Below are 18,599 nucleotides of genomic sequence, written 5' to 3' on the forward strand. Positions count from 1 at the left end.
TGCTATAATTGGGGAGAAACTATCTTCTACTGGTTTAGACCTATGGTTTCTATTGACCTTTATAAAAATCTACCCACCAGTGATGAACTTCCCGACTCTGATGATACTCCTGTGGATAACGAAGACCAAAACTTTCTCCCCAATTACCTATTATTTCTTCTAGCAATTATCTGGAAAGACCGCAATGATTGGTATTTCGGTGTAGATATGGGAATTTATCACACCAGCGGGGATAACCCCAGAGTCCCAGTAATTCCTGATGGTTTTCTGACGGTGGGAGTGAACCGCCGCCGACCAGGTAATAAATCTCGGAAAAGTTATGTGGTCTGGGAAGAAGGGGGAATGGTTCCTCAGTTGGTGTTAGAGGTGGTTTCCTGGACTCCGGGAAATGAGTATGAGTCCAAAATGGCGATTTATGAAAAGTTGGGGGTACTATACTACGTTATTTATAACCCAGAATATTACCAACGCGATCGCCATCAACCCTTCGAGATTTATCGACAAATTGATGGTAAATACCAGTTACAAACGGGAGAACCCTACTGGCTACCAGAAATCGGTTTAGGAATTGGGAGAAGTCAAGCTACATTAGGTGGTATTGACCGAGAAATCCTGTCTTGGTTTGACCAAGAGGGGAGACGTTATTTGAGCTCCGAAGAGTTAGCACAGCAGGCTCAATTGGAAGCACAAAAAGAACGTCAGGCTCGTTTAGCGGCTATTGCTCAATTAGACAATATGGGATTAACAGTACAGCAAATTTCTGTAGCATTGGGGTTATCTGTAGAGGTGGTACGTCAGCGGCTAGAGGAATCATAGATTTGAGAAAGTTAGTTGATGTTAACTATCAATTAATGAGGGTGTGCCATTTTGCTCGGAACCACAATTTGGTCAAATTCTTCAGCCGAAATATAGCCTAATTCGACACAAATCTGCTTTAAGGTGGAATCCTTCTCCAAAGCCAAATGAGCGACTTCTGCGGCTCGGTCATAGCCGATTTTAGGACTTAAAGCAGTTACCAACATTAAAGATTGTTCTAAATAACTGTTAATTTTACTGCGATTTACCTGTAAACCAACCAATAGAAAATCAGTGAAGTTATGACAACTATCTGCCAAGATATTAACCGATTGTAGCAGGTTAAAAATCATCATTGGCTTAAACACATTTAACTCGAAATGACCCTGGGAACCCGCTATACTAATAGCAGTATCATACCCCATTACCTGAGCCGCCACCATAGTCATAGCCTCGCATTGGGTGGGGTTGACTTTTCCTGGCATAATTGAAGAACCCGGTTCATTTTCGGGTAAAATTAATTCGCCCAAACCACAGCGCGGACCACTCCCTAAAAATCTAATATCATTAGCAATTTTCATCAAAGAACAGGCTAAGGTTTTTAAGGCACCACTTGCCATAACTATGGCATCATGAGCCGCCATAGCGGCAAATTTATTGGGTGCTGAAACAAAGGGTAAATCTGTCATTTCGGCAATGTGTTCCGCCACCCTTTCCGCAAACCCAGGCGGCGCATTTAGGCCGGTTCCTACAGCGGTTCCACCAATAGCTAATTCATACAAATCAGGTAAAACCATCTCAATGCGTTTTAGGTCGGCATCTAGTTGCGCCACATAGCCGGAAAACTCCTGTCCTAAAGTCAGGGGAACAGCATCTTGTAAATGGGTGCGACCAATTTTGACAATATGGTTAAATTCTGCCGATTTCTGAGCCAGAGCATCTCGCATTTTTCGGACTTTAGGAATTAGGCGCTGATGAAACGCCAAAGCTGCTGCGATGTGCATAGCCGTCGGAAATGTATCGTTAGACGACTGAGACATATTCACATGGTCATTGGGATGAATAGGGTTTTTACTGCCCATTTTTCCGCCCACAGAAGCGATCGCCCAATTAGCAATCACCTCATTTACATTCATATTACATTGGGTACCGCTTCCAGTCATCCACACTCGCAGGGGGAAATGTTCCGATAACTTACCCTCAATTACCTGTTGCGCGGCCTGTCTAATCAATTCTGCCAGCTCTGGGGGCAGTTTTCCCAAGTCTTGATTAGTCAACGCCGCCGCCTTTTTGAGAATACCAAAAGCGGCGATCACCTCTGGGGGGATTAAATCAGTACCAATAGAAAAATAATGAAGCGATCGCTGAGTTTGCGCTCCCCAATAGCGATCGTCGGGGACCTGAATTTCCCCCATGCTATCGCGTTCAACTCGCATATTGGCATCCATGTCCTGATTCATCCCTAAGTTCCCCGTCCATTATCTATTAAAACTGCTTGAGTGCGCGTTGCATAGACCGCGCGTCATCCCGGCGCCGGATCGTCTCTCGCTTGTCGTGCAACTTCTTACCTCGCGCCAGTCCAATCATCACCTTAACCCGTCCCCGTTTCAGATACATTTTCAGAGGAACCAGAGTCAAGCCCTTTTGTTCTACCTGTCCAATCAGCTTATTAATTTCCTTGCGATGTAGCAACAACTTCCGGGTACGGCGCGGATCATGATTAAAGAAATTACCCGTATTCTCATAGGGGGAGATATGAACATTAATCAGCCACACCTCTCCATCCCGCAGCAAGGCATAACCATCCTGCAAATTAGAGCGACCCGCCCGGATCGACTTAACCTCCGTGCCTTTCAGTTCAATTCCGGCTTCGTAGGTATCTAGGATCTCGTACAGATAGCGAGCTTTACGGTTATCGGTGAGGATTTTGTATCCGTTAGTGTCTTTACTCATGACTTATCATTGTACCATGAACCAGGGTTAATTCAACAACCTTGTTGTTACCATCATTTTAATGGGACAATAAAAAATTGAGTTTAGTATACATAGCGAGTTTTTAGCATCCAATGAAGGGAACGATTTGGGAACTGGATTTTTATAGTCGTCCGCTGCGGGACGAAGACGGGAAAAAAGTGTGGGAGGTGATTATCTGTGAAACCCCCCTAGATGTGCGATCGCGCCCCGAGTCTCTATTCCGCTATACACAATTTTGTCCCAGTACCCAGGTTAACTCTATCTGGTTGCAGGGAGCTATTCAAGAGGCGATCGCCCAAGCACCATTACCACCATCAAAAATTCGTTTTTTCCGCCGTCCCATGGCGAATATGATCTCTAAAGCTGCTGAAGGATTAGATATCCCCGCATCAGCTAGTCGTCGCACCTATACCCTGTTTCAGTGGCTACAAGAACGCATCGACAAAGTTTATCCCACTTATCCTAATTATCAGGAAGGAACTAACCCATCAGTCCAGTTTGTCTCCGGCGAACCTCAACCGCTACCAGATGCACTTCAGGGGGAACAGTGGGCGATCGTTTCCTTAGAAGCCGCCGCCTTTGAAGATATGCCAGAATGGGATATCGGCTTTGGCGAAGCCTTCAGTTTACCCATGATGGGCTTATCCCCAGAAACACCAGTTCCGGGTCTGATTATTTTCACGACACGCGCCATACCCCTAGCCGCTTGGATGTCCGGGTTGGAGTTAGCCTTTCTGCGACTCGTGGAAACTCCCCGCCCTAACCTGATTTTGGAAACAGGGGAAAATGAGAGTTGGATTTTGGCTAACCTCACCGACCCCAAAACCCAGACCGAAGCCAAGAATTTTGAACAAGCCAAACTCTCGGCTAAGAATGTGCATTTTTTGGCTATTCAGTCTGACCCTAATTCCGAGTCCTTTGCTGGCTTCTGGATGCTTCAGCAGTTAGACTTCTAATCCCATTACACCGGAGGGGGGTCATACGATTATTGATTATCCCCTCTCCCACTCACCCGGAAAACATCCCACCTCTATACATACAATCTTATTTTTGTCAATATGCCCATTTTAGGCGATCGCATTTTCTCCGGGGGTCGGTGCGGCAGTCCTCTCGTTTTTCCCGTGGCTGACCTAGCACCCGACCCTACAGTTAGCCATAAAACCTTATTAATTCTTAACAATCTTTGGAAAATCAAAACTATTGGCAGCCATACATTAGCTACACTTAACTAATTTGCCGGGGCCAGACCTAGGTTGCTAACTAATTGAGAATCATTAGCGTGAAAAATCAACTTTCATGATATAAACATTTTAAAGAGAGTTATTTGCAATTGGTGTCCAGAGCCATACCCAGAGCCCTATCCTGGATTTAAAGGGTTCAAATGTTTACTGGAAAAGGTTTCTAAGTAATTAGACAACCCAAATCATGAGAAAAAACTCTCAATTAATGGTGGTTCCAGGAACTAGAGCCATTAACCGATTTTCAGATGTTTTAGCGTTGGTGTGAGATTAGAAATGACAAACAAAATTCTTTGGAAGACCCTCCACAGTCCCAGCTTGGTGGGTGCAGCCCTGCTGCTAAGTGCAGGTTCCGCCTTAGCCACAGAAAAAATAGCCACTAAATTTGACATGACATCTCAAGTAGACCCGGTAACTACTGAAGAGATAGAAGAGTCTATCAGCCCAGAGTCTAATGTGGCGATCGCCCTCATGTCCGAACCCCCAAGCCAACCTTTAGAATTAGCTCAAATACAGCCCGAAACCGAGCCAGAAATCAGCATCTTAGGTATCGAGCAAATCAACCAATACAGTGGCTTAGAAGACTCCATGGAACAGGTAACTTCTGTTTCCCAGTTGTCAGACGTGCAACCCACAGACTGGGCATTCCAAGCCCTACAGTCCCTAGTTGAGCGCTATGGCTGTATCGCAGGTTATCCCGACGGAACCTTTAGGGGAAACCGAGCCATGACTCGTTTTGAGTTTGCGGCTGGTTTAAATGCCTGTTTAGAGCGAGTTAACGAACTAATTGCCGCTTCTGTAGCTAATCTGGTCACTCGTGATGACCTAGCAGTTATCCAACGGCTTCAGGAAGAATTTGCAGCAGAACTAGCCACTTTAAGAGGTCGCGTATATGCCCTAGAAGCCAGAACCGCCGAATTAGAAGCTAACCAATTCTCCACTACTACCAAACTTAGTGGGGAAGTAGTATTTTGGGCAGGAGATAGCTTTGGCGATCGCTCTCGTCATAATGTAGCAGGGGGACCCTTTGGCCGAGCCAGTGATGACCCCACCGAAACCTATCTCGGCTACCGGGCCCGTCTCAACTTTGATAGCAGCTTTAGCGGTCGAGACAGGCTGAGAATTCGTTTAGAAGCCGTAGACATTCCCAACCTGAGAGCTTTTGGTCTCAATAATACATTAATGGCTCGCACTTCCATTGATGGCAGGAGTAATGGTTTCCGACTAGATGATCTAAACTACCGTTTCCCGGCTTTTGATGGTAAAGCTCGCTTCTGGGTAGGCGCTAATGCTCTGGGAATAGACAATATTCTTGATGTCCTTTCACCCCTTGAAAGTGCCTCCACCGGATCAATTTCTCGGTTTGGACGACGGAACCCCGCCGTATTTCGAGGACCCGGTGGTGCAGGTGCTGGCGCTAACTTTACCTTTGGTAGTCGATCTCCCTTGAAACTTAATCTAGCTTATTTAGCCGGTAATGCTTCTGATGCTACCGAAGGCAATGGCCTATTCAATGGCAGTAATAGCGCTGGCGCTCAATTAGTTTATCAACCCAATCGAAACCTCGCTTTTGCCGTCGAGTACGCCCGCAAGTATTTTAGCACTGAAGACGTGAATATTGCTGGCGGCACCGGAAGCTGGATTTCTGAGCGTCCCTTTGGAAACAATGCCACCACCAGCGATAACTTAGGTTTACAATTTAACTGGCGCGTCCTTGACAAATTCCAGTTAGGCGGTTGGTTTGGTGCTACCTGGGCTCATCAACAAAGAAATGGCAGTGATAGTGCTACAATTCTTAACTGGGCTGTCACTATGGGCTTCCCCGATGCCTTTAGCGAAGGGGATTTGGGTGGTATTATTATCGGAATGCCTCCGAAAGTTACCTCCCACGACCGGGGAGCTTTGGAAGATCGCGATACTTCCTTCCATATTGAAGCCTTCTATCGCTATGCCTTCAATGACTACATTTCCATCACTCCCGGCTTCTTTGTCGTCACTAACCCTGATCACAATAGCCGCAATGCTAATATTTTCGTAGGAACTCTGCGAACGACTTTCCGTTTCTAATAACAGTTTCCCGCTCATTTTCTCAGCCTGGGGGGACGGACTATTCTATTAATTCATTGCGCCGCCCCCCATCTCTTCTTGATTAATTTAGGGCGTTGACAAATCTACCCGATCGCCTATTATGGTTTTATCGGTTTACTGCGCCTATGAACTTGACTAATTATTCAATAATGCCCACCAACCACCATAGTAAATGGCTCTAACCATTGTCTAATAACGGATAGAGCCATTTAGGGGATATTTAGGGGTAAATCACCAAATGGGTCGGGGGTTAATCCTAAATTTTGGGGATAAAATCAAATTCACCTCCAGGGGAATGCCACCGACCACAATCATCATCTTATTTGGCGATCGCATTCATTGGAGAATCAGCCACCTCTGGCGAGTTAGAATTGGGTTCTAACGTAGGCATATCTGGTCTGAGTGCAGTCCACCATAAGGCGATCGCCGGAACCACACCAAATAATACACTTAATAGAGTCGGTAGTAGAAACTTAGGATCTAAAGCCACCACTGTAATTACCGCCCCAAAGCCAAAGTTAGTCAAATACACCAGTAAAGGTAGAGTCAACAGAGGTCGAGATAAAACAATCGGCTTACCTCTCCATAAAACCGCGGCCACCGTCATAAACACCAAACCTGTCCCCATCCATCCCGTAAGATTACGATAGGGCATTCCGAAAAATTCCCCTACCTCTTGGAATTGCCAAAACGGAAAAGGTGCTTGACTCATAGCCGGGTCTAGGACTAAATCCCAAGCCGTTAATAAAATCGCGGCCACCGCTAAAGCTGCTACATGACGCACCCAACTCGAAGCCAGCGTTACTTTTAAGCCACCCCTCGCTAGTAGGTAGCAGGTTAAACCCATATAAAACCAGGATAGGGGAATCGTAAACGGAACTAGATCCGCGATTTTATAGCCTAAACCGTTTAGATATTGGTAATGACCGAAAGGAAAACCTGTGCTAGTCCCCAGGAGTTCACTACTCAGCGATAGGACAATAGATGGCACCATAAATCCTAGGGTTGTAACCAGCCCTAGGGTGCGATAGGCGTATAAGCTAACTGCGATCGCTCCAAACACAATATAAGCTACTCCTCCCCCTGCCATACTCAGTTGAAAGAAACTTTGTCCTATGGGGGGTAGGTTAATAATTAGTTCTGGATTAGGTAGAACTATTAGCAGTCCCGCTAGACCAAACAGGGTGGACAGGATATGGATGGTCAAAAAAAATCGCTCTTGCATCAGAAGTTGCTTCATGGGACTCCTCAAACAGATATGAAACGCAGACCGCGTTTCCGAAAACTTTATAAATCTTTATACAACAATAGACTCATTTGCTGTTAAACGCGACCCCCCTGTTTAACTATATCCCTAGCCTCACCCTAAACCAAAATCCTATATCTGCCATATTGACAGACAGACCATTGACAACTATTCTTATTAAAGTCCAGACTAATCTATAATAATTTTGAATTAGCTGGTGGGACTAAAGCCAGAATGGTAGCCCATGTCTAGGAAAGTCCCAGGTTGTGTCCTGGTTATAACAGACTATCAACCAACCATTGCACCAATATCCATATCATACCCTGCCTGCGGTTGCAAAAATCGATTACTAGGGCTATTCATATCTCAGCAATTGAGAAATATTATGAATATCAGCTCACCTTGAAACTTGAGAAAATGACATGAAACGAAGAAAAGTTATCTCTTTAATTGGGTTAGCAATAGCCACCAGCGCCATCTCCATCGCTTGTGGTCAACAACAACCAACCACCGATACAACCGCCACCAATGGTACAACAGGTGCAACCTTAGTCGTTTATTCTGGTCGCGGAGAAGACCTAATTAGTCCAATGTTTGAGCGATTTCAAGCTGAAACTGGCATTCAAGTCAATGTCCGTTATGGGGATACAGCCGAATTAGCCGCCACCATCTTAGAAGAAGGTCAAAATTCCCCAGCCGATATTTATTTTGCTCAAGATGCAGGAGCTTTAGGCGCCCTGCAAAGAGAAGGGCGCACCCGTACTATTCCAGAAACCTTACTCAATCAAGTAGACCCTAGGTTCCGCTCTCGCGAAGGACAATGGATTGGTATTACCGGACGCGCGCGCGTATTTAACTACAATACAAATCTACTCAGCAGCGATCAAGTTCCTAACTCCATTTGGGAACTTACACAACCCGAATGGTCGGGACGCATTGGCTGGGCTCCAACTAACGGCTCCTTCCAATCCTTTGTGACCGCTCTGCGAAAGCATGAAGGCGAAGAACGCGCTAGAGAATGGGTAGAAGCTATGCAAGCCAATAACCCCCAGGTCTATCGCAATAATACAACCCTTGTCGAAGGCTTGGGGCGCGGTGAAGTAGCCCTGGGATTGACAAATAACTATTACTTGTTCCGCTTTATAGCCGAAGATCCCAATTTCCCCGTATCCTATCACTATGCCACCGGTGATGTAGGTTCCATGATCAATATAGCCGGAGTCGCTATTATCGATAGCACAGACCAACCCGAAGTAGCAGAAGTCTTTATCGAGTTTCTGCTTACTCCAGAAGCACAGCAACACTTCGCCCAAGGGAATAGTGAATATCCCTTAATTGATGGAATAGAACCACCAAATGGACAGATTCCTATTGATCAGATTAATCCCCCAGATATCGATCTCAGTAACTTAGAAGACTTGGAAGGAACACTAGAGTTGCTGCGAGCAGCGGGAGTTTTATAACCAGGGAACCCCATCCTATCAATCAGGAAGCACTAGACCTCTTCCTGATTTGTTCAGAAAACTTGCTCCTTAAACAGACGTTTATTACCATTTATGGTATAATTGCTTCTGATTTTTGCCTGACTTATTCAGGTACTTCCGTTTATAATATCCCCCTAATTTTTCCTATTATCCCTTCATTAAATGACTATTAACCTAAAGAAAACATTATCCTTAAATAGCTATTTCTCCACCAAGCGATCGCATCCTCCCATTTTTTTAGTCATCATGGCTGCCATAGTCGCTTTAGGCATGGCATTACCCCTGGTTTACCTAGTAATTAGGGCCATGGGCATTGGATTAGTCCCCTTCATCGCCCTTATATCCCGACCCCGCACCATTCAGGTATTTTTCAACAGTATAGGTATGGCCTTATCTGTCACACTCCTATCTGCTTTGATTGCCATTCCCCTAGCATTTCTAATAGTACGCACCAATTTACCCGGGCGGCGTTTTTGGTCAGTAGTCACCACCTTACCCCTAGCTATCCCCACCTATGTGGGCAGTTTTGCCCTATTAGCCTTCGTCGGACCCCGTGGCAGTATGCTCCAAATTCTCCTCGAGCCCTTGGGAGTCCAGCGGCTACCCTCTATTTATGGCTGGTCTGGAGTAATTATCGCCACCACACTATTTTCCTACCCTTACATATTGCTCACAGTGCGATCGAGTTTACAAGGTATGGACCCAGCCATGGAAGAAGTCTCACGGGTTCTCGGATATACTCCCTATCAAACCTTCTGGCGAGTCACCTTACCACAACTGCGGCCAGCGATCGCCGCCGGGTCTCTACTTGTCTCACTCTATGCGCTCCAAGACTTTGGCACTCCCGCACTCATGCGGTTTGAGTCCTTTACCTACGTCATTTTTTTGCAATATCGCACCAGTTTTGACCGTAGTATGGCCGCCGCCTTATCCCTAGTATTAATCGCCTTAGTCGGGTTGATTTTATTGCTAGAATATCGAGCGCGATCGCGAGCAGCCTATTATAGTAGAGGTTCAGCTAGTCAACATCAACAACCCTTGATTCCCCTAGGTCGCTGGACTTGGTTAGCCCTCGGTTTTTGTATCCTGATTACACTATTTTCCCTAGTAATGCCCCTCGGAGTTTTATTCTTCTGGTTAGGGCGTGGTCTGCGAGTAGGTCAAAACCCCATAGAATTGATCACAATGATGTTACCCGCCGCCTACAACTCCATCTATAGCTCAGGTCTAGCTGCCATCATTTCCACCCTGTTTGCACTCCCCATCGCCATTCTCGCCGTCCGCTTTCCTAGTCGCCTCACAGCCATCTTAGAGCGCACATCCTACATCGGTTTTGGAATGCCGGGAATTGTCGTATCACTCTCCCTCGTCTTCTTTGGAGCCAATTATGTACCCTGGCTTTATCAACAACTACCCATGTTGCTGTTTGCTTATCTAGTCTTATTCATTCCTCAAGCCGTCGGAACATTGCGCGGCTCACTACTTCAAGTATCCCCAAACCTAGAAGAATCTGCCCGTATTTTGGGACGCACACCCTGGGAAACTCTACGCCATGTCACCTTACCACTCGTTCGTCCTGGCGTGATTAGTGGCGCTATGTTAATCTTCCTCACCTCCATTAAGGAATTACCAGCCACTCTATTACTCTCTCCCATTGGCTTTCGTACTTTAGCCACCCAAATTTGGCAAGCCACAGCAGAAAGTGTCGCCTTTACCCAAGCCTCAGTTGCTGCTCTCATGATGTTGTTCGTGTCAACCTTAGCTACACTGATTATTCTCTCCCAAGAACGTCGCATCAAAAACGCCCAGCCTAGCCTTACCCAGTCAGAAGACTAGGACCATCTGATGATTATGTTAACTTTTGTAAAGAAAAGTTAAGAAATGTTAAAAAAAAATTCCTTCCGCTGGGGGGTTGATTTAGGAGGGTTACTTGTGTTATTATTTTAGATAATGGGAATATTGACAATTTTATTTTTTGCGTCAAGATTAAAATTATAAGTTAGTCTCTAACATAGCACCATCTGCCACCCCTTGTCAATCTTTTGAGAAATTAAGCCCAACCGGGAACAGGAAAATTAATAATTAATTATCCCGGCTCCCTTAACCAATTTCTGCTCAAAGTCTAACCCTGACCGGACTACGATTTTCTGTCAGGGATAACTCAGATTTAACAATCATGGAAGTTCCGGTCATTTCTGGAGGTTGTGGTAACTGGAGTATTTCCAAAATAGTCGGAGCTATATCCGCCAAACAGCCATCACTTCTCAAAGGTACATCAGTCCCGTGACCAGGAATTTTACGGACTTCCCCTTCAACCAGAATAAAAGGAACTGGGTTAGTAGTGTGAGCAGTCCAGGGATTACCCTGTTCATCGGACATATATTCAGCATTACCATGATCAGCAATAATAATGGCTGTTCCCCCGGCTTTAGAGATACCTGCTAACAATTCTCCCAAACAGCGATCGACGGTTTCAATAGCCTTAACCGCAGCATCTATTATCCCGGTGTGACCGACCATATCGGGGTTAGCATAATTGATCACAATCAGAGAATAAATCCCTTTAGCGATACCCTCAAGAGCCACTTCTGTGACTTCCTCCGCAGACATTTCGGGTTTTTGGTCATAGGTAGCCACGGCGGGACTGGGAATGAGTTCTCGATCTTCCCCCTCAAAAGGATGTTCTAAACCACCATTAAAGAAATAAGTCACATGGGCATATTTTTCGGTTTCGGCGGTCCGCAGTTGTTTCAAGCCATGATCAGCAATTACTTGTCCTAAGATATTATCGAGTCCTTGGGGTTCAAAAGCGACATCGACGGGATAGTTGGGGTCATACTGGGTAAAAGTCGCAAAACTCAGGGGTTGGATCAGTTCCCGTTCAAACCCATCAAAATCCTCCATAACCAAGGCTTGCGTAAGCTGTCTAGCGCGATCGGGTCGGAAATTAAAGAAAATCACCCCATCTCCGGGTTCGATCGCCCCTGGCGCTACTCTCATGGGGTTAATGAACTCATCGGTGATACCCTCTCCGTAGGATTCCCTCATGATCTCAGCTATAGTGCGATCGCTCTGTGGTCCATCGGTAGTCAGAATCGAATAGGCTTTTTTTACCCTTTCCCATCGATTATCGCGATCCATAGCATAGTAACGGCCGCTAATAGTCGCAATATGGCCCACTCCGATTTTTTCAGTGTAGTCTTGGATTTGTTGAAGAACCTTAATTCCATCATTAGGGTTAGTATCGCGGCCATCAGTAATGCCATGAATACAGACATTAGACAACCCCTTAGCCTTAGCCATATCCAGCAATCCCAGGAGATGGTCAACATGGGAATGCACACCCCCATCAGAGCATAAACCTATCAAATGTAACTTAGCCTCTCGCTGACGAACTTCCTCACAAACTTTACTCAAAGCGGGATTATTCTGAATAGTGCCATCAGAAACCGCATCAGAAATCCTCACCAACTCTTGGGGAACCACTCGTCCCGCCCCTAAATTCAAGTGACCGACTTCTGAGTTGCCCATCTGACCATCGGGCAAACCGACAGCGCGACCAGAAGCCTGAATTAATGTTCGAGGATAAGCAGTCCAAAGGCTATCCATTACAGGGGTATTGCCAACAGCAATGGCATTTCCGTCCGTTTGTTCACGATAGCCCCAACCGTCTAATATGATGAGTACAACGGGAGATACAGACACTGATGCCATGCCAACTTACCTTTTAGCGACGAGTGAATTCCATCGACATGATATCACCCCTTGACGAAACTGTTAACTCTTTGCTAGGTGAAAAGGCAACAGCAAGCTAATCTAGGCTTGACACTCCCCGCCCTTTAAGTCCCAAAAACCCTCGTAAATTTGTTAACCTGGGGTTATTACCAACCAGCCGATAATTTTAAACAGATGGCAGCTAGAAATGATGATTGTGGTTCGTTTCAAGCTACCCTTGACATGAGAGCATGATTTAATCACAAATTCGGTTAATATTTTAGGGCAATACGGTATAATAAGCGAGAAGGGTTGAGGATAAACCTATTGCCAGATATGTCAAACCCAAGGAAGCCGCCCAAATCCTTGGAGTCCATGAAAGAACACTCCGCAGATGGGACGACAATGGCTCAATCGAGACCATCAGAACCCCCGCTGGGCAACGACGATACAACGTTGAGTGATATACTGCCAAATCAGGCAGTGACAAACGCAAAGTCGTTATCTATGCCAGAGTTAGTAGCCGCGCCCAGCAGTCCGACCTCAACCGACAGGTGGCCGCACTGTCCAACCTCTACCCCGAAGCAGAAGTCGTCTCAGAAATCGGAGGCGGGCTCAACTTCAAGGGAAAGAAAATGCTGGCCTTACTGGGACATCATTTGTCAGGAGATGTCGGCATGGTTGTCGTTGCCCACAAAGACTGATTGGCAATATGGGGATTTGACTTGTTTCGATGGCTCTGTGAGCAAAACAGGTGTTCACTCATGGTTCTCAACCAGACAAGTCTCAGTCCAGAACCAGAAATGGTTGAGGACATCCTCGCCATCCTCCACTGCTTCAGTTCCCGATTATACGGACGGAGTAAATACAAAACTCAGGTCAAAGAAGATCCGGATTTACCCCAGCCCCGAGCTAAATCAAGTCTGGCGCAAATGGTTGGCCGCTTGTCGGTATTGCTACAACCAAGCAATTGCATTATCCCGGAGTGGTAAACGACTAAGCAAACTGAAATTACGCAACGAAGTGATGCAGAGCGACTTGCCTGCATGGGTCAAAGAAACACCCGGCCATATTCGGCAGAATGCTATCTTTGATGCCTATCTCGCCTTTTCAGCCAGTCCTGGCGCAAGGTTTAGGAGCTGTCGGGCTAGTTCTCAAGCCATCAAGTTTAACGATGCTAATTTCTCTTCAGGGAGTTGGTATCCAAGACTAACGAAAGGATTAATTTTCATGGTTTCCGAACCCATCCCTAAAGCTTGCGGGCAAGGGACTCAGTTGGTGTTTACCAAAGGTCGATGGTTTGCGATTTTCCCTGAACCAGTTGCCGTTACCCCAACTGACGCTACTGGCGTGATTGCATTAGACCCGGGCGTCCGAACTTTCATAACTGGGTTTGATGGTTCACGATTTCTGGAATTGGGCTCCGGAGATATAGGACGCATCACTCGGTTATGTCAACATTTGGATGATTTGATGAGCCGAATCGCCAAGGAACCCTGTCGTTCAAGGAGGCGACGGATGAGGCAAGCGGCTCAACGAATGAGAACCAAAATCCGCAATCTAGTTGATGAAGCCCACAAACAAATTGCTCACTACTTGACTCACAACTGCAGCCTAATTTTTTTGCCCACCTTCGAGACTTCCGATATGGCCAGTCAGGTGAAGCGTCTAATCAGGTCTAAGACTGCCCGCGCCATGCTGACATGGGCGCATTATCGATTCAAACTAACCCTGAGACATCAAGCCGAGATAACTGGAACCACAGTTGTAGATGTGACGGAAGAATACACCAGCAAAACCTGTACTCACTGTGGTCATGTGCATTCCCAGCTAGGTGGCTCAAAAGTGTTCCGATGTCCTGAGTGCGGGTTCACTCTACCCAGGGACTGGAACGGTGCTTTTGGAATCTTTCTAAAAGCTTTGCGGGATACCGCCTCTGTTACCTTAACGGGTAATAGTGCTATCGTCGCATTGTCAGGCAATAGCCGGAAAAATGTCGCGTAAATGTATCAGCATCATTGGGGATAGGCAATGCGTAAAGTTCTATTTGTGATTGTAGCGGGGGTTTTATCACTCTGGCTAGGGGGTTGTGCTTCGGAGCCACCGGAGGAGGAAATTACATTGACTCCAACTCCCACAGAAGAAACAACCCCAGTTGACCCATCGGAAGAGGAAACTACAGCAGAAACACCATTTGAAGATCCTCTAGTTACTGAAACTCCTCCGCCAGAAGCAGGTTTGATTCAGTCTACCAAATCAGAGGAACGATTGAGACAGCTTCTGCCCGGCAGAAATGGAGTACCTGCTGCACCGGCAACTATTCCGATTCCTGGTCAACAACTTGACCCCTTTGGACCGGTTCCACCGGTTATTGCAGATAGACCCCCAGACGTGCAAGCAGACAGTGAATCGATCGCCTTACCCACTAGACAAGTGCCGGACCTACCGAGTCTTCCGGTGGCTATGCAACCACCCCAATGGAGAACTCCTGTTGCTAGTGAATCGATCGCCTTACCCAGTAAACAAGTGCCCGACCTACCGAGTCTTCCGGTGGCTATGCAACCACCCCAATGGAGAACTCCTGTTGCTAGTGAATCGATCGCCTTACCCAGTAAACAAGTGCCCGACCTACCGAGTCTTCCGGTGGCTATGCAACCACCCCAATGGAGAACTCCTGTTGCTGTTACTACGGTACCAGGACAACCAGGAGCCCCCACCGCACAGCCAGGGGTAGCCAACGGACAGCCAGGGGTAGCCAACGGACAGCCAGGGGTAGCCAACGGACAGCCAGGGGTAGCCAACGGACGACCCGGAACCCCCACCGCACAGCCACCCGTCGCCCCAGCCGCGCCGCCACCACCCCCTTCGACTGATTTAGCTCGTGGAATAGAGGTAACCGGAGTGCTGAGAACGGGAGATGATACGAGAATTATTCTTAAGGCTCCTAATGAACCCACGAGTCGTTATGTGAGTGTTGGTCAGCGCATAGCAGGGGGAGAAGTTCTAATCAAGCGGGTGAAGTTGAGCGGAGACGGCGTTCCGATTGTCATCTTTGAGCAGAACGGCATTGAAGTTGCTAGAATGGTAGGTGAGGTTAGCGGACCCTTTGGGGATGAGGCTAACACGATTGTAATGCCACAAACTATCAACAATTTTGTTCGTAATCAGTCCTAACTAATTGGGGGTTTTAGGCGACTACTCTGCCTGGCTTGGATCTATATCCCCGGTGGTTGAGGTCAGTCGTTGATCTAAAACTCCCTTGGGTTTGATAACCCAGAAATTATCAATGTCATGGGTTGAGTATTATGTTGAATTTAGTTGAAAAATTTGGCTTTGTTACCCTAGGACGGTTCACGCAGTCTCTGGTCAGCAGAATGGCGCTTGGTGGCTCTGTGGCTTTGTTAGTTGCACTGCCAGCTAATGCCCAAACAGAAGGCGGTCGCCCCCCCATCTGTGAAGGACAACTACCTACTGGTCAGGTGACGTGCAACTACGAAGGGGGAGATAATTTTACGGGTAGTTTTGTCAACGGTCGCCCAGAAGGACGCGGTATCTTTGTCTATGCTAACCGCGATCGCTTTGAGGGAGAATTTCGCAATGGTCTCCCTAATGGTCAAGGTGTGTTTATCTTTGCTGATGATTCCCGTGTAGTGGGAGTGTTTAGAGATGGCCAGATTACCAACGGAACGGTGATTTTTGCCAATGGCGATCGCTATATTGGTGAGTTTCAACTGGTCACGGAAGTGGGTAGCGGTAACACCAGCAGCCAACCCCACGGTAGCGGACAGTTTGTTTATAGCAATGGCGATCGCTTTGAGGGAAGATTTTTTGCCGGGGGACCCTTTGGACAGGGAACCTTAACCCGCACAGATGGGACTACCTGCCAAGGAGAATTTTTTAATCAGGCCCTCGACGGAAGCGGGAATTGTACCTTCCCTAACGGTTTTCGCTATGAAGGGGAACTGCGCGGCGGTATCCCCCACGGCCAAGGTGTTCTCATTAACACCGCCGGACAACGTTTCCCCGGTACTTTCCGCGATGGTAGACGGCAAGAGTGAACGGTCGAAGTCACCACAAATCAGCAGTTTTGGGGAAATCTCCCTCACGGAAGCCCCAGTCCTGTGGGTAGGTTAGCAATAAAACTTAAAAAAGTGAAGTGAATAAGATGGCTGATCCAGTAGTAGGCTGAAGATTAACGCATTTTAGACATAGAGGAAAATAAACCAATGGTTCAACGTGGTTCTAAAGTTCGCATTCTTCGTAAAGAGTCCTATTGGTTCCAAGAAGTGGGAACAGTTGTTTCCGTGGATAAAAGCGGGATTCGCTATCCTGTGATTGTTCGTTTTGATAAGGTCAACTACAACGCCTACTGCGGTGTTGATGGCGGCGTTAACACTAACAACTTTGCTGAAGCTGAGTTGGTGGAAGTAGAAGCACCAGCTAAAGCAGCTAAGAAGTAAACTAGGCTCTCGGCTAATCCCCCTGGCGGCAGTGCCATAGAGTGCCTGCCGCCTGTTAATGTTTTAATCGCAGTCACTTTATATCTGCTTGTTTTGCTGTGCCAGAGTTACCTGAAGTTGAAACCGTTAGAAAGGGTCTAAATCAGATGACCCTCAATCAGCCTATAGTGGGTGCGGATGTCCTGTTAGATAGTGCGATCGCTCACCCCACTGCTGTGGAATTTATCGCCCAACTTACCAACACTACCATCAACCATTGGTATAGGCGGGGAAAATATCTGTTAGCGCAACTACAAGCGCCATCACAGCCATCAAATCCTATTTTCACATCAAAAGACCCAATCGAGACTAAGACAAGCGACGGGGGCTGGCTGGGTGTGCATTTGCGGATGACCGGACAACTTTTGTGGCTGACTTCTGATCAACCTTTACATAAACATACCAGGGTGAGATTGTTTTTGCAGGGGGAACGAGAATTGAGATTTGTTGACCAGCGGACTTTTGGTAAAATCTGGTGGGTTCCCCCTGGTATGGCGGTGATGGATGTGATTTCTGGTTTACGGGAATTGGGACCAGAACCCCTTAGCGATGAATTTTCCCCTGAGTATTTAGCCAACAAACTGCGACTCCGCCAAAGACCGATTAAAACGGCTTTACTAGACCAAGCTATATTGGCTGGTTTGGGTAATATTTACGCGGACGAGGCATTATTTTTAGCGGGAATTCAACCCACAACTCCTAGCCGTCGTCTCAGTGAAGACCAAGTTAATCGCCTGTGTACCCACATTGTCGAGGTTTTGCAAGAGGCGATCGCTTCCGGTGGCACAACTATTCGTAATTTCCTCAACGTCCAAGGCGTTAACGGGAACTACGGTAGCCACGCCTGGGTTTATCAACGCGGCGGGAAACCTTGTCGAGTTTGTCAAACCCCCATCGCTAAAATTAAACTATCGGGACGCGGCACCCATTTCTGCCCTAGGTGTCAACCTTCACTCGATTCTGATCTCTCCTGATCTCGATTGTTAAGATAGATGTTCATAAAGCTACGTCTACCATCAGTAACGGTAAAATATAATTTGCAGTGCTCAGTTAGGGAAGCCAGAATCAGTAGAGGCAATGAATGCCTTGTCTGTTATGATTCGCCCACGATCGCAGAATCCTTGACATCAAATTAACTCACAAGCCCTTAAAATTTGGGATAGATTCATTTATCATTTGCTATCCTACTCGCTATGACTATTAAACGCGGAGATTTTGTTCACGCCGTTCGGGAAAAATTAGAAAATAGCCTAGAAGTGACCGCCAGCGACTCCCGCTTACCTCCCTATTTGTTTGAAACTAAAGGGGAAGTCATGGAAACCAAGGGAGATTATGCCTTTGTCAAATTTGGTCGAGTCCCTACACCAGCTATATGGTTGCGGATTGATCAATTGGAACCCGCTAAATAGCCATGTGCGACTCGAGGCGCGATCGGACTACGCAGTTAACCCTAATATCCGTACATAACTAGGCTAGGGTACTAACACCCGCAGGGTAGGGTATGATTCCCATAATCCTACGGGTGGTGGGGTGGCTTCAAATTAGGGCTACCCCTGCTTAA

At 46.8% G+C, this 18,599-nt stretch carries 16 protein-coding genes and 1 pseudogene; 13 read left to right on the forward strand and 4 right to left on the reverse strand.

Translation table 11 applies throughout. The features are described from left to right. Nucleotides 1–42 precede the first annotated feature (42 nt). A complete protein-coding gene (locus tag HFV01_RS12670) occupies nucleotides 43–816 on the forward strand; it encodes a Uma2 family endonuclease (protein ID WP_193521156.1) in 774 nt (257 codons plus the stop codon). Between the two features lie 32 nt (nucleotides 817–848). Here HFV01_RS12670 and fumC read toward each other — a convergent pair whose 3' ends face one another. Together fumC and smpB are read right to left on the reverse strand one after the other, a co-directional pair. Next, nucleotides 849–2,255, reverse strand: a complete 1,407-nt coding sequence (fumC, locus tag HFV01_RS12675; RefSeq protein WP_008050938.1) for a class II fumarate hydratase — start codon at nucleotides 2,253–2,255, stop codon at nucleotides 849–851. Nucleotides 2,256–2,280: 25 nt separating this feature from the next. After that, nucleotides 2,281–2,748, reverse strand: coding sequence for an SsrA-binding protein SmpB (smpB, locus tag HFV01_RS12680; protein WP_006625521.1), 468 nt, complete (start codon nucleotides 2,746–2,748; stop codon nucleotides 2,281–2,283). A 113-nt stretch (nucleotides 2,749–2,861) separates the two neighbouring features. On the opposite strand from smpB, the gene HFV01_RS12685 reads away from it, so the two are divergent. The 3 genes from HFV01_RS12685 (at nucleotide 2,862) to HFV01_RS12695 (ending at nucleotide 6,074) form a co-directional block, all read left to right on the forward strand. Beyond that, nucleotides 2,862–3,725, forward strand: coding sequence for a Tab2/Atab2 family RNA-binding protein (locus tag HFV01_RS12685; protein ID WP_006625522.1), 864 nt, complete (start codon nucleotides 2,862–2,864; stop codon nucleotides 3,723–3,725). A 102-nt stretch (nucleotides 3,726–3,827) separates the two neighbouring features. Then, the gene (locus HFV01_RS12690) at nucleotides 3,828–4,001 is read left to right on the forward strand and encodes a hypothetical protein (RefSeq protein WP_006625523.1); all 174 of its coding nucleotides are present in this window, start codon (nucleotides 3,828–3,830) and stop codon (nucleotides 3,999–4,001) included. Nucleotides 4,002–4,283: 282 nt separating this feature from the next. Then, the gene (locus tag HFV01_RS12695) at nucleotides 4,284–6,074 is read left to right on the forward strand and encodes an iron uptake porin (RefSeq protein WP_035759568.1); all 1,791 of its coding nucleotides are present in this window, start codon (nucleotides 4,284–4,286) and stop codon (nucleotides 6,072–6,074) included. Nucleotides 6,075–6,414: 340 nt separating this feature from the next. On the opposite strand, the gene cruF is transcribed toward HFV01_RS12695, so the two are convergent. After that, nucleotides 6,415–7,335, reverse strand: coding sequence for a gamma-carotene 1'-hydroxylase CruF (gene cruF / locus HFV01_RS12700; RefSeq protein ID WP_006625526.1), 921 nt, complete (start codon nucleotides 7,333–7,335; stop codon nucleotides 6,415–6,417). A gap of 428 nt (nucleotides 7,336–7,763) precedes the next feature. Between cruF and HFV01_RS12705 the strand changes: the two genes are divergently transcribed. Both HFV01_RS12705 and HFV01_RS12710 read left to right on the forward strand, forming a co-directional pair. Next, the gene (locus tag HFV01_RS12705) at nucleotides 7,764–8,804 is read left to right on the forward strand and encodes an iron ABC transporter substrate-binding protein (RefSeq protein ID WP_006669961.1); all 1,041 of its coding nucleotides are present in this window, start codon (nucleotides 7,764–7,766) and stop codon (nucleotides 8,802–8,804) included. A 183-nt stretch (nucleotides 8,805–8,987) separates the two neighbouring features. Then, nucleotides 8,988–10,661 carry an ABC transporter permease gene (locus HFV01_RS12710; RefSeq protein ID WP_006625528.1) on the forward strand — a complete coding sequence of 558 codons (1,674 nt, stop codon included), beginning with the start codon at nucleotides 8,988–8,990 and terminating at the stop codon, nucleotides 10,659–10,661. Nucleotides 10,662–10,940: 279 nt separating this feature from the next. Here the strand turns inward: HFV01_RS12710 and gpmI are convergent, their stop codons facing one another. Beyond that, on the reverse strand, nucleotides 10,941–12,539 hold the full coding sequence (gene gpmI / locus HFV01_RS12715; RefSeq protein WP_006669960.1) for a 2,3-bisphosphoglycerate-independent phosphoglycerate mutase: 1,599 nt from the start codon (nucleotides 12,537–12,539) through the stop codon (nucleotides 10,941–10,943). A gap of 326 nt (nucleotides 12,540–12,865) precedes the next feature. On the opposite strand from gpmI, the pseudogene HFV01_RS12720 reads away from it, so the two are divergent. The 7 genes and pseudogenes from HFV01_RS12720 to HFV01_RS12750 all read left to right on the forward strand — a co-directional run. Beyond that, a pseudogene (locus HFV01_RS12720) lies at nucleotides 12,866–13,438 on the forward strand (IS607 family transposase); the annotation flags it as partial. Then, the gene (locus HFV01_RS12725) at nucleotides 13,347–14,543 is read left to right on the forward strand and encodes an RNA-guided endonuclease InsQ/TnpB family protein (RefSeq protein WP_438861262.1); all 1,197 of its coding nucleotides are present in this window, start codon (nucleotides 13,347–13,349) and stop codon (nucleotides 14,541–14,543) included. The pseudogene HFV01_RS12720 and the gene HFV01_RS12725, both read left to right, overlap by 92 nt. A 27-nt stretch (nucleotides 14,544–14,570) precedes the next feature. Then, nucleotides 14,571–15,713 carry a hypothetical protein gene (locus tag HFV01_RS12730; protein ID WP_193521158.1) on the forward strand — a complete coding sequence of 381 codons (1,143 nt, stop codon included), beginning with the start codon at nucleotides 14,571–14,573 and terminating at the stop codon, nucleotides 15,711–15,713. Between the two features lie 131 nt (nucleotides 15,714–15,844). Next, nucleotides 15,845–16,597, forward strand: coding sequence for an MORN repeat-containing protein (locus HFV01_RS12735; RefSeq protein ID WP_006669957.1), 753 nt, complete (start codon nucleotides 15,845–15,847; stop codon nucleotides 16,595–16,597). A 168-nt stretch (nucleotides 16,598–16,765) separates the two neighbouring features. After that, nucleotides 16,766–16,999: a photosystem I reaction center subunit IV gene (locus tag HFV01_RS12740; RefSeq protein ID WP_006625536.1), complete on the forward strand. Its 234-nt coding sequence runs from the start codon at nucleotides 16,766–16,768 to the stop codon at nucleotides 16,997–16,999. Nucleotides 17,000–17,097: 98 nt separating this feature from the next. Next, nucleotides 17,098–18,012, forward strand: coding sequence for a DNA-formamidopyrimidine glycosylase (locus HFV01_RS12745; protein WP_006625537.1), 915 nt, complete (start codon nucleotides 17,098–17,100; stop codon nucleotides 18,010–18,012). Nucleotides 18,013–18,231: 219 nt separating this feature from the next. Next, on the forward strand, nucleotides 18,232–18,447 hold the full coding sequence (locus HFV01_RS12750) for an NAD(P)H-quinone oxidoreductase subunit O (protein WP_006625538.1): 216 nt from the start codon (nucleotides 18,232–18,234) through the stop codon (nucleotides 18,445–18,447). Nucleotides 18,448–18,599 lie beyond the last annotated feature (152 nt).

This window comes from Limnospira fusiformis SAG 85.79, from assembly GCF_012516315.1.
Taxonomy (GTDB): Bacteria; Cyanobacteriota; Cyanobacteriia; order Cyanobacteriales; family Microcoleaceae; genus Limnospira; species Limnospira fusiformis.

What these genes read in the sequence shown, in the direction of transcription:
- HFV01_RS12670 (WP_193521156.1), top strand. Translation starts at nt 43, where the DNA reads ATGGTTTCTATTGACCTTTATAAAAATCTACCCACCAGTGATGAACTT.
- fumC (WP_008050938.1), bottom strand. Translation starts at nt 2,255, where the DNA reads ATGAATCAGGACATGGATGCCAATATGCGAGTTGAACGCGATAGCATG.
- smpB (WP_006625521.1), bottom strand. Translation starts at nt 2,748, where the DNA reads ATGAGTAAAGACACTAACGGATACAAAATCCTCACCGATAACCGTAAA.
- HFV01_RS12685 (WP_006625522.1), top strand. Translation starts at nt 2,862, where the DNA reads ATGAAGGGAACGATTTGGGAACTGGATTTTTATAGTCGTCCGCTGCGG.
- HFV01_RS12690 (WP_006625523.1), top strand. Translation starts at nt 3,828, where the DNA reads ATGCCCATTTTAGGCGATCGCATTTTCTCCGGGGGTCGGTGCGGCAGT.
- HFV01_RS12695 (WP_035759568.1), top strand. Translation starts at nt 4,284, where the DNA reads ATGACAAACAAAATTCTTTGGAAGACCCTCCACAGTCCCAGCTTGGTG.
- cruF (WP_006625526.1), bottom strand. Translation starts at nt 7,335, where the DNA reads ATGAAGCAACTTCTGATGCAAGAGCGATTTTTTTTGACCATCCATATC.
- HFV01_RS12705 (WP_006669961.1), top strand. Translation starts at nt 7,764, where the DNA reads ATGAAACGAAGAAAAGTTATCTCTTTAATTGGGTTAGCAATAGCCACC.
- HFV01_RS12710 (WP_006625528.1), top strand. Translation starts at nt 8,988, where the DNA reads ATGACTATTAACCTAAAGAAAACATTATCCTTAAATAGCTATTTCTCC.
- gpmI (WP_006669960.1), bottom strand. Translation starts at nt 12,539, where the DNA reads ATGGCATCAGTGTCTGTATCTCCCGTTGTACTCATCATATTAGACGGT.
- HFV01_RS12730 (WP_193521158.1), top strand. Translation starts at nt 14,571, where the DNA reads ATGCGTAAAGTTCTATTTGTGATTGTAGCGGGGGTTTTATCACTCTGG.
- HFV01_RS12735 (WP_006669957.1), top strand. Translation starts at nt 15,845, where the DNA reads ATGTTGAATTTAGTTGAAAAATTTGGCTTTGTTACCCTAGGACGGTTC.
- HFV01_RS12740 (WP_006625536.1), top strand. Translation starts at nt 16,766, where the DNA reads ATGGTTCAACGTGGTTCTAAAGTTCGCATTCTTCGTAAAGAGTCCTAT.
- HFV01_RS12750 (WP_006625538.1), top strand. Translation starts at nt 18,232, where the DNA reads ATGACTATTAAACGCGGAGATTTTGTTCACGCCGTTCGGGAAAAATTA.